Below are 12,670 nucleotides of genomic sequence, written 5' to 3' on the forward strand. Positions count from 1 at the left end.
GGTTTGCCCCGTTAATCCGCCATGCCGCGCTGCATGGACTCGATCTGCCGGCCGAGCTCGGCCTGCGCCTTGACCAGTTTCGAGAGCTCGAGCTGCTTTTTGAATCCGACCCACCAAGCCGGCCGCGCCTCGCCCATGATCGCGTCGAGGATCTTGTCGCCGACGTCGGACTGCAGCAGCTTGGCTTGAAAGGCGCTGCCGAGATCCCGGTCGCCGGCGAGGCAGCGCTCGCAATGGCGGATCTCGGCCCCGGTTCGGATCGCGAGCTCGGCCGCGGTCTGATGCGGGAAAAGCCGGCGGAAAACCTGCATCGCCGGCGCGATCGTCCGGCCAGCTGGCCGTTTTTGTCCGGCCAGTTGGCCGGTCCGCTTTTTTGCGCTCCCGGCCGGAACTTGTGTAGCCTCTCGCCCCATGTTGCCCCTGTGCGAAAAACCGTTAGCGACGTTTGCGACGAGGCGACCGGATGCCCCAGAGCTCCGGCGGCGCCTTGAAACCGCGCTCGGCGAGCTCGGCGTCGAAAATCAGAAATGTCGGAGAAGGCAGCCGGCCGCGCGCGATCGCGTTGGAGATCGCCGGCGGTTTGCATTCAGCAATTTCCGCAGCCTTGAAGGTGCCGCCGACCGCGTCGACGACCTCGGCTGCAGTGCCGAGCTTTTTGAACCGCGAATCATTCATGACGTCCGGACCATACTTCACGTATTGTGAATGTCCAAACTGTTCACATTGGGTAAATGGTAAATGTTGGCAGCATCGGCGACATTGCCGCCCGTCATGGCGGCAACATCAGCAGACCAAAATCCCGAGAGTAACGAGGCAGTTGCGCATCGCCTCAAGCGGACGCGCGAGGCGATGAAATTAAACCAGGCGGCCTGGTGCCGCCTGGTCGGGATCGACGCGCCGCAATGGAATAATTACGAGACAGGCGGCCGACGCATCACGATCGACGCCGCGCTCAAGGTCTGCAAGGCGACCGGCGTCGGCCTCAATTGGATCTATCGCGGCATGGCATCCGATCTGCCGGTTAACCTGGCGACGGCGATCCAGACGCTGGAGCGAGCCGCACGCAAGCGCTCATAGCCGCAGCCCGCAGCGCCGCCGCGTATTTGGCAATGGTCGGCACAATGATCGCCGCACCGGCATAGCAACCACCAAAGACGAGCTCGAGCGCGGTCGGCATCGACAGCTCCAGCGCGGGCGGCACGATCAGCAAATTATGCGCGAGCGCCGCCAGGGCGCCGACCAGGACGCCATAACGGCGGCCGAACACGATCGAGCAACCGGCTGCCAGCGGCACCATGAAAGGGATCTCGACCGCCTGGACGCCAACCAGCGCGACCAGTGCCGTGACGATCGGCATCGTCAGCAAAAATAGCGCCACGGTCCAGAACAGCGCCGGCCCGGCCTGGTACGGCGGATCGAGCGCCATGACCTGCCGCTCCCAGAGCGGCCGAGGTCCCGGCTGCGTCATGTAGCTTTCGAGCAGGACGGCGAGCTCGTCGACGACCTGGCGCGCGTCGTCGGTAGAATCAGGCAGCTGGATCGCGAGCTGCAAAGCAAGGTGACGGTTTGCCTCCGACGACCGCGGACGGCTCGACATAAGTGTTTTCATTGTTGTTTTTCCAAAAGCATTCACAGACTGTAAATGTCTGCGTTGCGTCTATTCACGTTTTGTGATTGTTGTTGCCCTCCGGTCACGCTCGCCGGAAACGCGAATGTTTCTATTTGGACAATCAACTAGATGCCTATTCCGCAAACTTACGGGTGTGAATTGAGCGACAAGGTCGCTCCCGCCCCTATGCAACCAGAAGATTCAGGCGGCGCGGTTCCGCAACCTGTTGCAATTCCGCCCCGCGCACGCATCGCGCGAAGCAGCGCCATTTCGGGACAGCCTGTCACACTCCGCCTGCTCGCTCTCGGCCATCATTTCGTCCGCCGCCCGCGCGGCGGCTGGCGGCTCGGCGCCCGCACCCTGCGCGACGACACCGCAGCCCGTCTGGTCGCCCGCGGCCTGGCCGAGATAGTCGACGATCGCCTGCAACGCAAAGCAAAGGCCGCACCATGACGGCGCTACCGCAGGCGCTCGACGCGCATTTCTCCGCCTTCGCATTGATCGACGTCCCCCAGCTCGCGCGTCTGATGCCGATGGACCGGACCACGATCGCGCGGCATATTGCCGACGAAAAACTGACCTGCCGCATCAAAGGCAAAGGCCGTATCAAGCCCCGCCGCGTCTTCACCCGTTCGGACGTCGAGGCTTTCCTGCAGGCGCTCGAGGATACAACGCCATGTCCGTCTATCGCCCCGCCAAAAGCCCATTCTGGCACTTCGATTTCCAGATCAAAGGTTATCGCTTTTCCGGGTCAACCGGGTGCGAGAGCGAGAGTGACGCGCGTGCAGCCGAGGCGGAGGAAAAGGACCGCGCCCGCGAGCTCGTCGCCGGCTGGCTTGCCGCCCGCCGAGGACCGCTGACGCTCCAGCGCGCCTGCGAACGCTGGTGGGATGAACACGGCCAGAACCTGGCCGACCTCAAGATCAAATCCGCGCTCGATCGCATCGTCGAAATCATCGGCGGCAAGACGCTGCTGCAGGACATTATCGACGACACGGTCGCGAACCTCGTCGCCGAGCGCCGGAAGGATCGCCGGCGCGATCGCACTATCGTCGAGAACGGCAGAGCGAGAATCCTTTATCGGCAGATCACCCCCTCGACGGTCAATCGCACACTGGATCTGCTGCGCCGCGTGATGCGGCGGGCGAAAGAGAACTGGAACGCGATCCTACCGAGCGAGCCGACCTGGAAAAAGCACCGCTTGAAACAGAAAAAACGCCCGGTCCGCGAGCTGCTACCGAGCGAGGAGCGCCGCCTCGACGAGACTGAGGGCTTTGACTTTGCCGAGCTGCGCCAGTTCGCGATCATCACTGGCTTGCGCCGGCAAAACCTCCTCCTGAAATGGCCGCAGGTCAATTTCGAGCTCGGCACGATCAGCGTCGTAACGAAAGGTGACGAACCGCGGATCATTCCACTCTCGCGCGAATCGTATGCGATCCTTTGGCGCCGGCGCGGCCACCATCCGGAGTATGTGTTCACCTACAAGGCGCAGCGCACCTGGAAAAATCGCACCAGGAAAGGCCGCAAACTCGGCGACCTGGTCAAGGGCCAGCGCTACCCGATCACTGCGACCGGCTTCGCCTCAAACAAAAAACGAAAATGGGAAAAGGCCGGCGTGAACGCCCGCATTCATGACCTGCGCCACACGACGGGCATGCGGACGCTGCGCGCGACCGGCAATCTGCGCATTGTGCAGGAACTGCTCGGCCATTCCACCATTGCTATCACCTCCGAATTCTACACGGGCGCGACCGTCGACGATGTCCGCGCAGCGATGGAGCGCACGGCGGAGGCGCAGCAGCGCCAGCGCGAGCTGCTCGAGCAGCATCAGCCGAAAAGGAGCGAGAAGGAAAGCGGCAACTAAGTGACATACCGCGCGTGAGAACCGGCAGGGCCGCGCGGGTGTTGCCCTTATCCTATCGATCCTATTGCTCGACGAATAGTTGTGGTAGCGTTCTTCCATTTCAGGGAGGAATTTCGATGAAGCTGTTCATCTTAGCGGCAGCATTGTTGTTATCGGGTAATGCTTTTGCAGAAGAGTTCATGTTCGATCAAAGGCCATGCCCTGACCAAGATTCAAGGGTTCGTCCGCCCCGCCCGAATGAGTGGTGCGACTACGTGACGAAGATCAAGCGATGCGATGGAGACATGGCCGAACGTCTCTTCCGGCAACGGCGAGAGCCTGCGTATTTGATGTCAGAGGTCGGCCCTGAACAACCTCGCCGCCTTGTTTGCCATAAAGATTAGGGGGTCGGCTTGATCCCAGCCGGCACTGGCATTTCATCCCCTTTTGTGCCATGTTGGGTCATTATTTTGGGGATTTTACAATGAGACTTCTTAAATCCGCGATGCTTCTGACTGTTTTCGCGCTGTCGTGCGCAGGGCCCACCTCGGCGCAGGACAGGGACGAAAAACTCCCCAAGGGGCCGCCACCGCGAGAGCGGCTAGGTCCAACAACGAGTGCAGACGTGCTCACCCAAGAGGTTGTTCCAGCACCGGAAAACGGCAATATTATCCTGAAGTTTAGAGACACCACGCAGGTCTATTTCAAACGCCAGGTCAGCGCCGTCCGTCTTGATGACGATCTGCTTGTGACGGCGATTCCCAAGAGCGATCACGTCATCGCCTTCACTGGCTTGGCGCCAGGGGTATCAAAAGTGACCATCGAGTCAAAAGATGGGACAAACGACACCTATGGACTGGTGACGATTGTGCGCGAGCCCCATGTTGTCAAAATCTATCAGCGCGGCGAAATCAACAGGGTGTCTGGCGAACGCCGCTCAGACAGCAGCTCTGCAATAGGCGGATACGTCTCTCTCAATTGCAACGAGATAGGGTGTGCCGAACTAGAGCCCGAAGTCCAGCCGAGGCTGCCAAAGTAATAGCGATTTGGATCTCTTCCTGAGCCCAATCGCCATAGCCGGCGACAAGTTCGAGAACCACTTCGTGTGATCCATGACGGCCGCAAGGTTGGCCGGATCAGGCTGGCGGCCGAGCGCGCCCCTCCCCCTCTGGACCTATACCATCACCGTGCCGCTTCCCGTTCCTCCCCATGCAACGGAAGGCGGGGCGTTGGCATCGACACACCAGCGTTTGTCGAAGAAAACCGAACCGGAAGACAGGGTTCGCTTGAACTGCCGACGTCCCCCCCTCAACACCGAACAAGTCGACTTAGCTGCGGCTGCAATAGCAGAGCTGGCGAACGGGGGGAGGTTTTATGATCCCCAGTTCTACACCGAGCAGCAGCGCGCCTTTTGGCGGCGGGTCGCCCTCGCGGCGCTAAATGCCGCCATTGGTGCGCCGCCCGACAGCAGCCCCCCGGAAAAATCCCCGAACCCGGCTGGCAGTGCGGGCTAAAGCATTGGCGAGTGGCGGATTTCAGGTCTGCGACCTGCTTGTTTCTACTCCGCGGGTTGCAGGTTCGAATCCTGCCGGGATCGCCACTCCCCCTCGATGAAGCCATTTTCCGGAAGCCGCGAAGCCGGCCGGAAACAAAGCCGGGGTAGCGTCCCGTCATTGCACCAAAAGGGGATTCGGTCATGTGGGATTTCATCAACGAATTGTACCGGGATTTCTGCCTGGCTCGCCTGCAGGAGATGCGGAAGCTCGAGCAACATATCTGAACAGGCGCGGAGCATGGACAACGATCAGCCCTTGGTCGGCGCCATCCTGACGGCAATGGTGATTGCCGCGGTGGTCTGGGTGACAATCGGACCTCCGCCGGGGCACAAGAAGGTCAGCAGCCAACACCAGACTGTCGCGAGACGCTAACGCCCGTATGAATACGGGGTCCTCGAACCTTGGCGCCGGTCTTGCAGACAGAACATCACTGGGATTGCGGGCCCAGGTTGAAACAGACCGCCGTCGGGACAATTCATTTCGAGCCCGGCGGCGTAGTTTCGTTAGCGACCCCAATTCTAAGGTTCTCTTAACCACCAACGAAGGCCGCGCGCGAGAGCGTGGACCGATTGCGCGTCCATTCGCGTTGTACAGTGCCATGCGTACAACGGGTCATTGGGTCATCGTTGCGGTGTGGGGCGCGGCAGTTCTCGCCACACCCATCGCAACCGCTGAGGCACAACAGGTGCAGGCCGGAACGCTCGCGTGTCGCGGCGGCCCCGACACCGGCTTCGTCCTCGGCGCGGTGACCAATCTCGATTGCGTGCTGCATGCCGATAGCGCACCGGACAGTCGTTACGTCGCAGCCATTCCCAACCTCGGCATTTTCATCGGCGACGAGGAAGTCGCACTGATCTGGAAGGTGATGGCGCCAGTGCCGTGGCTCGGGCTCGACCAACTCGCCGGCAGTTACGCGCACGAAAGCGGCGCGGGCGACAATGTCCTCACCGGCGGCACGAATACTCCGATCACGCTGCTTCCGTTGAACGAGGATGCTTTCTCGACTCCGCCGGTCAAGATCGAGAGCCTGGAAATTCGGCCGATGGATCGCTGATCCTGATCGAAGCCACGTACCGGCTGCCGAAATGCACAACGCCGCCCGCTTGAAATATAGGCGGACGGCGCTGCTCCTAGCCCCAGGAAGGTGATGCAAAATCCTGACAGCTCCAACTCTGCACGTTCTGTGCCAACGATCATGGCCCATATGGGCTATTTGGCTGCAGAGAAACAAAGGTAGGTTAAGCACCGAGGCGCTGGTGACGGTGCCTCACGACCAAAGTGTCAACTTGGCCTCAGCGCGGCCCACGCGCTGAGGCTTTTCTTTTTTGAGGCGCACAGTCTGCTCTGAGACCGCGTCTTGTTCTTTATCATTCAGCGCACGAAACGATTCCGTAGTTCTCCGTGCGTGAACAAAGTTCCGACGGCGCTTGAGATGCCGAACGTATTCTGTTCGCCACGTTGCAGGTTCCGATTCTCGCAGCGATCTTGGGCGGCGTGTTTCGTGATTTCTTAATCTGGAATTGCTTCCTCAAAGCGGTTGCCACCGCGCTCATTGTTCGTCGATATTTTGGGATCGATATGGAAGACTCCGTCCAGATCCGTTGCACTCGCTGCAAGAACGTCTTTCGTGATCGCGCCAAGCGGCTGCAGAACGGTTACTCGCGTCAGTGCCCAAGCTGCGAGATCGTCCTCTTCTTCGACGAGGACTCGCATGATTCAAACATCAAGCGAGCGATGCGAACCGCACGGCGCGCGCGGAAGGAACTACGTGAAAGCGAAGGCGTGAGCACGAGAAGGGCCGCGAGCGTTCCCCGGCAATACAGCGGGCGCTCGGCATCGAACTCTCGGGGAACCGAGGAGGACGACGCCGATTGAGTATGGCGCCAAGGGGCTACCGCACTATCCGCCTCGGCCGGCATTTTCCGACGCGCGGTCGAGCCATTGCCGCGTCGCCTCGTCGCTCCAGCCAGGAACGGCGAAGCGCGCCGACGGCGTTGCAGACGTGAGCGAACGAACGGTTGCGGGTTGGCGTGTGTGGGAGTGACGCCGTGTTGCGGCGCTCGCAGACACACACAGGATGACCAGTAGGCCAAGTGCCAAGACACAACGCATCGCATTTGCTCCTGACGACCTTCGCGATCGCGCCGAGAGAACGATCACCTCGCCCGTTTGCTCGGCCGATGCGCCATTCTCATATAGACCCCGCCGGCTCTCAATTCTTCCAGCATCTGGTCGATCCGCTTGCGCTTGGTTGCAGTCTCGCTGGCAGCACAAGCTGCCAGACCCTTGCTGCATCGATCACGTCGCTTCCAGTGGCCGGATCAGGACCGCTGCTTTGCCTCGACGTAGCGCTTGAAATTATCCAGGATCGCCTGCCAGCCGCCGCGCTGCTGCTCGACCGAATGGGTATCCTCGCCGTCGAAGCTGACCTGCAGCTTGACGCCTCCCGCCTCAGGCGTGAACGCGACCTGCGCGGTGCGGTCGCCGAACGCATATTCGAGCAGCCGGGGTGCCTCGACCTTGGTGTAAGTGCCGGCGAAATCGAACCCCATGCTGCCGTCCTTGGCTTCCATCCGCGACGAGAATGCGCCACCGGCGCGCAGGTCCACGGTCGCAGCAGTGGTGTGCCAATCGTCGGAGGCCGCATTCCACTGCTTGATGTCGTCGGGCGTGGTGTAGGCGCGCCAGACATCTGCGATCGGCGCGGCAACGATCGTTTCGACGGCAATCTTCATATGCGTTCCTTCGTCGTTCCTAAATGAAGCGGATGCGCCCACGGCACCCGGCCGGGGCCGCCGGACCGCGGACACTCTACTAGTGCTATTCGCCGTGATCCACAAATCGCTCCGCCGGACGACAGCGCGAGCCAGGGCCGCCGGAAACATGAGGCGGCCGGCGACGCCGTTCAACAAACCAAATGGTGTGTGGCCGGCACAAGAATTTCGTCAGGAATGACCGTGTATGGAAGACGGGTCCAACGCCCGGAGAGGACGACATGCGGAACCTGAATACTGTGCTGAGCAAGCTGAACGACCGCCTGCTGCGGCTGGAGGGCGAGCTGTTCGTGCTGCGATCGATCGCGCGCGCCGCCCTGACCTCCGGCGACGAGTCCGCCATCCGCACCCGCAAACTGCTCGAAGGCGCCAAGCTCGCGCTGGCAGACGAAGCCGAACGGCCGCTGGACGCCGCGACCGGGAAATACGTCGCGGCCGCGATCGCCATGGTCGAAGAGCTGCTCGAGAATCCTCGCGAGGCAGCCCCGCTATTCAGGGTGATCGACGGCGGAAAGCGCGACGATTAGCCCGCGGTCAAGAATTACGGACCGGGCCTAGCTCGCGCCCTGCACGGCCCTGTCATAGGCCTCGATCGTGACTTTCGCCCTGACCGCAACATCGGCGGCCGTCATGCCCGGCTTGTAGAGGCTGCTGCCGAGACCGAAGGCGCGAATGCCCGCCTTCACGTATTCCGCGAAATTCTGGTCCGAGACGCCGCCGACCGCGGCGAGCATCACATCCGGCGGCAGCACGGCGCGGATCGCCGAGATGCCGGAAGCGCCGAGCACGCTTGCCGGAAAGAACTTCAGGCTCGAGGCGCCCGCGCGTGCGGCGAGCAGCGCTTCCGTCGGCGAGAACACACCGGGCATCGTGATCATCGCGTGGTGCTGCGCGCGCGCCAACACGTCGACATCGACGTTCGGCGACACCATGAGGCGTCCGCCGGCGTCATGGAGACGATCGACGTCTTCCGCGGTCAGCACCGTGCCGGCGCCGATCAGGACATCAGCAGGCGCCCGCTTCGCTGCAATCTCGATCGAACGGAACGGCTCGGGCGAGTTCAGCGGAATCTCGATCGCGGTCATATCAGCCTCGAGCAGCGCGCTCACGATGCCCAAGGCCTCGTCCGGCTTGACGCCGCGCAGGATCGCGACCAGCGGACGCTTCATCGGAGGAAACGGAATGCTCATGCGTTGATCCCTCAATTGGTCCAGATCGCCGCCGCGGCGCCGGCGAGGCCACGGCGAACCGCCTCCTCCGCATCCATCACGTTGAGCGGAATCGAAAGGCTTTCGAGCGCGATCCGATAGAGCCGTTGCAGCCGGCCCGATGCAATCAGCGTAACCGGCGTCGCTCGCCTCCGCTCCGCAAGGCCGGCCGCGAGCTCGGCACCGATCAACGTGCCGGAGATCGTCTCACGGGCCGCCTGCGCGCTGCCGCCGAACAGCAACTGCCGGGATCGCACCCGAAACAGCAAATTGGCCGATAGCGCCGGCGTTGCGAACGCCTCGATGACAGCAGAGCGGAACGCATCGGTATCAACGGCCTCTTCCGCACCGGCGACGGCATGCGACAGAATGGTGTCGCGCGCAACCACGCTGAACAACTCGCCGGTCATGAAGGTCGCAAAGCGCTCGACCGTTCCACCGCGCAGGCGCACCCATTTGGAATGGGTTCCCGGCATGCAAACGAGGGCCTCACCCGGCCCATCCAGACCGAGCGCGCCGAGCAACTGGGTTTCCTCGCCACGCATCACGTCAGGGGCCGCAGCATCGCGCTGTGCAATCCCAGGCAGGATGCGGATATCGCGCGGCTGCCCGCTGACCACGACGGCGCCTTTGAGGATATCGGAGAGATGCGCCGGTGTGTCGACATAGCCGGCCTCGACCCAGCCCTGCCGCGCGCCGGCCATGCCGCAGATCACGACCGGCAGGTTGGCCGCCGCGCCCAGCGCGTCGAGATGCGATTGCAGCACCGACACAAAGCCGGCCCTGGCGGCCACCGTCATGCCCTCGGCGCTGCGCCGTTCGCCGAACACCTCGCCGCCAGCGCTCATCAGCCAGAGCCGGAAGCTGCTGGTGCCCCAATCGACCGCGACATAGGAAGGCCCGCTCATCGCGCTCTGCTCCACGCTTTTTGGTTTCCGGCTCGGCGATGGCGCCGCTGACCAGACGCGATAACGGCGTTCATCACGCTGCGCAAGGCGCGCCAATATCGCGACGCCGCGCGATCACGCGAACGCGCGCGCATGCGACCGCCGGCCCCTGTTCGCGTCGGTGAGTGCGCGGATCGGTTACCGCGCGCCCTTCAGCGTACAGGAGGTCGTGCAGGTCGTGACGTTGCCATGGTCACACTTGATGCAGGCATTGACGCACTGATCCATGACCTTGGGATTGTACTGGCTGTAAAGATTGGCCGCGCAGCTGTTGGTCGATCCCGTGACCTCCGGGTCGGACCAGCAACCGGACAGTAAAAATGCTGCGGCACTCAAAATGGCGACCTTGCGCATAAGGCCTCCTGCCACGCTCTATCCAACCAAGTATCCTTGCAAGTAACCTTGATAGGTTAGGTTAAATTTCGGTTTCAATTGCGACCTGATCCGGAAGCAGTATTGCTTATCCACCGGACATTTCCCCAAGGTCCGGGCCCACACCGGCAAGGCCGTCAGGCGACCCCGCCTGGCGGCTTTGTTGCCCAGCAATGCACAAGGATACCAACAAGATGGCCCGAAAGCCGCGGTGGTCGTTCAAGGAGGACCGACGACTGATGGAATTAGCGCGCTCCTCCAAGTCGCTGGAGGAGGTCGTGAAGGCGACCGGCCGTTCGCCGGAGCGAATCAAGAAGATGGCGATGCGCCTTGGCCTCTCCATCAAGCCGCGTGGCGCCACCAAGAAATAGTTTGAAATACGGCCGCGGCCCGGCCGGAGCGCTCTCGCGCGAAGTGGGTAGCCGTCAGCGTGAAGGCGATACCTCAGAAACAAAGAATGCTAGGGTTCCGGCGGACAATCGTCCTTGGCCCGCACCGGGATCGTCTTGACCTCGCCCTCGGTCTTGACCTCACGCTCAGCCTTGACCTCGCGCTCAGCCCTGGCCTCTTGTTCATCCTCGTCCGCCCGCGTGCAGGTGGTCAGCACGAAAGCCACCCGGCTGCATTGCCAAGCCGGCCCGAGCGCCGCGCTCGACACCGGTTCTGGCGACGCCAGCGTCAGGGATAGATACGCTACCAAAACGACACCCGCCGCGGCTGCGGCGGCCAGTGCCGCGCCCGTTCCGGACCACAGCTTAGACATCATGGCCTTGGTTCCCGCCGATCTCTGGGAGTCGAGGCAGCCCGCCTGCCCGCGTGTGACCGCAGTCACAACCGGGACCAAACGGTTCAGCCCGAGTCTTTGGGCTCGATGTGGGAGCGATATTGCACTGCCGCAAGGCAGGGTCAGCGCGCCGGCTCGATCACATTACAGTTGGTCCGGCCCGACATCAGGCAGTCCTGCATCTTGCTCGCCGCCGTCAGGTCATGCGCAAGCCAGAGACCGACCGCGAGCATGACCACCGCGACCAGCAGTCCGATCAGCGCCCCGCGGCGGTTGCCTCCGTCTTCGGATTCGCTCATGGCCGCTTCGGTTCCCTCTTGCTATCGCCCGCATCATGACCGTTTGCACGGTTGCGTGCGATCAATTCTGCAACAGTCGCACAACGAAATGCGCGCCCGCAGCGATCGGCCCTGCAATTCCATTGCGGGCTCGCGCGACTCGCGAAAAACTGCTCGCTGAGTGGAGCGCGTGTGCGGGGCGTGCCGGTGAGCGAACAACAGGCGAGTTACGATTATCAGCGTTACAGGCAGCTGCTCTCGGAAGCTGTCGACGAGACCAGCAGATTGCGGCTGATCAGCCACCTGATCACCGAAAAGGCGCGCGACAGGCTGGAAGCGCAGCGCGCCTCGGACCGGAGCGCGATGACCGCCGAGACAGTCGCCAAGGTGCTCGGCAATGGCCGGCGCGAGCAGTTTCAGCGCGGCTAGGCCTGTCGGCAGGTTCGGTGACCAACCACTCACCACGCCGGTCGCCAGCCGGGCGCAAACACCGCCGCCGGCCATTTGCTGTCCGCTCATATCTCCTTTGCTCCACAGCCCCTCGTTCACCACTGGCCTTTTCGCTGCCATTCACTTATTGAACGCCGAACCGAACCCCATCCATCAACGAACAGAAAGCAGCAGGCTTCCTCTATGAGTGGCTTCAAGGAACCGGGTTTTGCCGACCGCCAGAAAGCGGCCCTGCAGGCGCGGCAAAACCTCCTCAACAAGTTTCGCACCCAGCCGGGCGCTGACGATCCGACCGTGAAGGCACGGGCCGAGGAGCGCGCGGCTATCGCCGAACGCCGCGCCAAGGCCAGGGAAGCCCGTGAGATCGAGAAGGCCGAACGGAAGCGCCGCGAGGAAGAGGCCGCCGCAGCCGAGGCCGCCCGCATTGCGCGGGAGAAGGAAGAGGAAACCGCACGACTGGCTGCGCTCGAGGCCGAGCAGAAGGCCAAGCGCGACGCCCGCTACGCGGCGCGCAAGGAGCGCGGCAAGAAGAAGCGCTGAGGCGCAACCAGGCCCGCCACGGCGGCGGGCCTGTGAAGGATGAGCGGTGGCGGCGGTCAGCTCTTCTTCATGCCGTCGTCTTTCTTCATCATCGCGCCGCCATCCTTCTTCATGGCGTCGTCCTTCTTCATCATGCCGTCGTCCTTCTTCATGGCATCCTTGGACATCGTGCCTTCCTTCTTCATCGCATCGTCCTTGCCGATCTTGTCCTGAGCGAAGGCGGCGGGCGCAAGCGCGAGGCTGAACGAGAGCAGCGCGGCGGAAAGGCCGAGGCCGGTCTTGGTGGTCATGATGATGATCCCTTGTGTG

The 12,670-nt window shown here is 62.5% G+C and carries 21 protein-coding genes; 10 read left to right on the top strand and 11 right to left on the bottom strand.

The genetic code is table 11. The annotated features are described in order from the left end of the window. Positions 1–11: 11 nt before the first annotated feature. Positions 12–311 carry a hypothetical protein gene (locus HU230_RS14235; protein WP_029083913.1) on the bottom strand — a complete coding sequence of 100 codons (300 nt, stop codon included), beginning with the start codon at positions 309–311 and terminating at the stop codon, positions 12–14. A gap of 124 nt (positions 312–435) precedes the next feature. Continuing rightward, positions 436–675: a hypothetical protein gene (locus HU230_RS14240; protein ID WP_176531122.1), complete on the bottom strand. Its 240-nt coding sequence runs from the start codon at positions 673–675 to the stop codon at positions 436–438. 174 nt (positions 676–849) lie between these two features. On the opposite strand from HU230_RS14240, the gene HU230_RS14245 reads away from it, so the two are divergent. Then, on the top strand, positions 850–1,077 hold the full coding sequence (locus HU230_RS14245; RefSeq protein WP_234633872.1) for a helix-turn-helix domain-containing protein: 228 nt from the start codon (positions 850–852) through the stop codon (positions 1,075–1,077). Here the strand turns inward: HU230_RS14245 and HU230_RS14250 are convergent. Beyond that, positions 1,022–1,609, bottom strand: coding sequence for a hypothetical protein (locus HU230_RS14250; protein WP_176531120.1), 588 nt, complete (start codon positions 1,607–1,609; stop codon positions 1,022–1,024). The genes HU230_RS14245 and HU230_RS14250 overlap by 56 nt on opposite strands. A gap of 159 nt (positions 1,610–1,768) precedes the next feature. On the opposite strand from HU230_RS14250, the gene HU230_RS14255 reads away from it, so the two are divergent. The 5 genes from HU230_RS14255 (at position 1,769) to HU230_RS14275 (ending at position 6,062) form a co-directional block, all read left to right on the top strand. Further along, complete coding sequence (locus HU230_RS14255; RefSeq protein ID WP_210284696.1) at positions 1,769–2,062, top strand: hypothetical protein; 294 nt, start codon at positions 1,769–1,771, stop codon at positions 2,060–2,062. 223 nt (positions 2,063–2,285) lie between these two features. Beyond that, complete coding sequence (locus HU230_RS14260) at positions 2,286–3,473, top strand: tyrosine-type recombinase/integrase (protein WP_176531119.1); 1,188 nt, start codon at positions 2,286–2,288, stop codon at positions 3,471–3,473. Positions 3,474–3,589: 116 nt separating this feature from the next. Further along, positions 3,590–3,856, top strand: a complete 267-nt coding sequence (locus HU230_RS14265) for a hypothetical protein (protein WP_176531118.1) — start codon at positions 3,590–3,592, stop codon at positions 3,854–3,856. Between the two features lie 80 nt (positions 3,857–3,936). Beyond that, the gene (locus HU230_RS14270) at positions 3,937–4,491 is read left to right on the top strand and encodes a hypothetical protein (protein ID WP_176531117.1); all 555 of its coding nucleotides are present in this window, start codon (positions 3,937–3,939) and stop codon (positions 4,489–4,491) included. A 1,115-nt stretch (positions 4,492–5,606) separates the two neighbouring features. After that, positions 5,607–6,062: a DUF992 domain-containing protein gene (locus HU230_RS14275; protein WP_176531116.1), complete on the top strand. Its 456-nt coding sequence runs from the start codon at positions 5,607–5,609 to the stop codon at positions 6,060–6,062. Between the two features lie 455 nt (positions 6,063–6,517). Here HU230_RS14275 and HU230_RS14280 read toward each other — a convergent pair whose 3' ends face one another. Both HU230_RS14280 and HU230_RS14285 read right to left on the bottom strand, forming a co-directional pair. After that, on the bottom strand, positions 6,518–6,721 hold the full coding sequence (locus HU230_RS14280) for a hypothetical protein (protein ID WP_176531115.1): 204 nt from the start codon (positions 6,719–6,721) through the stop codon (positions 6,518–6,520). Between the two features lie 608 nt (positions 6,722–7,329). Further along, positions 7,330–7,743, bottom strand: a complete 414-nt coding sequence (locus HU230_RS14285; protein WP_176531114.1) for an SRPBCC family protein — start codon at positions 7,741–7,743, stop codon at positions 7,330–7,332. Positions 7,744–8,003: 260 nt separating this feature from the next. On the opposite strand from HU230_RS14285, the gene HU230_RS14290 reads away from it, so the two are divergent. Continuing rightward, on the top strand, positions 8,004–8,309 hold the full coding sequence (locus HU230_RS14290; RefSeq protein WP_092114532.1) for a hypothetical protein: 306 nt from the start codon (positions 8,004–8,006) through the stop codon (positions 8,307–8,309). Positions 8,310–8,336: 27 nt separating this feature from the next. Here the strand turns inward: HU230_RS14290 and HU230_RS14295 are convergent, their stop codons facing one another. From HU230_RS14295 to HU230_RS14305, 3 genes are all read right to left on the bottom strand, one after another. Then, complete coding sequence (locus HU230_RS14295; RefSeq protein ID WP_176531113.1) at positions 8,337–8,972, bottom strand: 2-dehydro-3-deoxy-6-phosphogalactonate aldolase; 636 nt, start codon at positions 8,970–8,972, stop codon at positions 8,337–8,339. Positions 8,973–8,983: 11 nt separating this feature from the next. Further along, on the bottom strand, positions 8,984–9,898 hold the full coding sequence (locus HU230_RS14300) for a 2-dehydro-3-deoxygalactonokinase (RefSeq protein ID WP_176531112.1): 915 nt from the start codon (positions 9,896–9,898) through the stop codon (positions 8,984–8,986). Positions 9,899–10,075: 177 nt separating this feature from the next. Next, positions 10,076–10,291 (bottom strand): hypothetical protein, encoded by a 216-nt coding sequence (locus HU230_RS14305; RefSeq protein ID WP_050402491.1) that lies wholly within the window; start codon positions 10,289–10,291, stop codon positions 10,076–10,078. A 257-nt stretch (positions 10,292–10,548) separates the two neighbouring features. On the opposite strand from HU230_RS14305, the gene HU230_RS43615 reads away from it, so the two are divergent. Next, a complete protein-coding gene (locus tag HU230_RS43615) occupies positions 10,549–10,680 on the top strand; it encodes a hypothetical protein (protein WP_275948980.1) in 132 nt (43 codons plus the stop codon). Positions 10,681–10,769: 89 nt separating this feature from the next. On the opposite strand, the gene HU230_RS14310 is transcribed toward HU230_RS43615, so the two are convergent. After that, entirely contained in the window at positions 10,770–11,075 is a 306-nt protein-coding gene (locus HU230_RS14310) for a hypothetical protein (RefSeq protein ID WP_176531111.1), read from the bottom strand. 140 nt (positions 11,076–11,215) lie between these two features. Then, on the bottom strand, positions 11,216–11,392 hold the full coding sequence (locus HU230_RS14315; RefSeq protein ID WP_171947595.1) for a hypothetical protein: 177 nt from the start codon (positions 11,390–11,392) through the stop codon (positions 11,216–11,218). Between the two features lie 186 nt (positions 11,393–11,578). On the opposite strand from HU230_RS14315, the gene HU230_RS14320 reads away from it, so the two are divergent. Beyond that, positions 11,579–11,800: a hypothetical protein gene (locus tag HU230_RS14320; RefSeq protein WP_176531110.1), complete on the top strand. Its 222-nt coding sequence runs from the start codon at positions 11,579–11,581 to the stop codon at positions 11,798–11,800. Between the two features lie 204 nt (positions 11,801–12,004). Further along, positions 12,005–12,361, top strand: coding sequence for a DUF6481 family protein (locus tag HU230_RS14325; RefSeq protein ID WP_173642888.1), 357 nt, complete (start codon positions 12,005–12,007; stop codon positions 12,359–12,361). 56 nt (positions 12,362–12,417) lie between these two features. On the opposite strand, the gene HU230_RS14330 is transcribed toward HU230_RS14325, so the two are convergent. Next, entirely contained in the window at positions 12,418–12,651 is a 234-nt protein-coding gene (locus HU230_RS14330) for a pentapeptide MXKDX repeat protein (protein WP_176531109.1), read from the bottom strand. Positions 12,652–12,670: the final 19 nt, after the last annotated feature.

The organism is Bradyrhizobium quebecense, assembly GCF_013373795.3.
GTDB classification, from domain to species: Bacteria; Pseudomonadota; Alphaproteobacteria; order Rhizobiales; family Xanthobacteraceae; genus Bradyrhizobium; species Bradyrhizobium quebecense.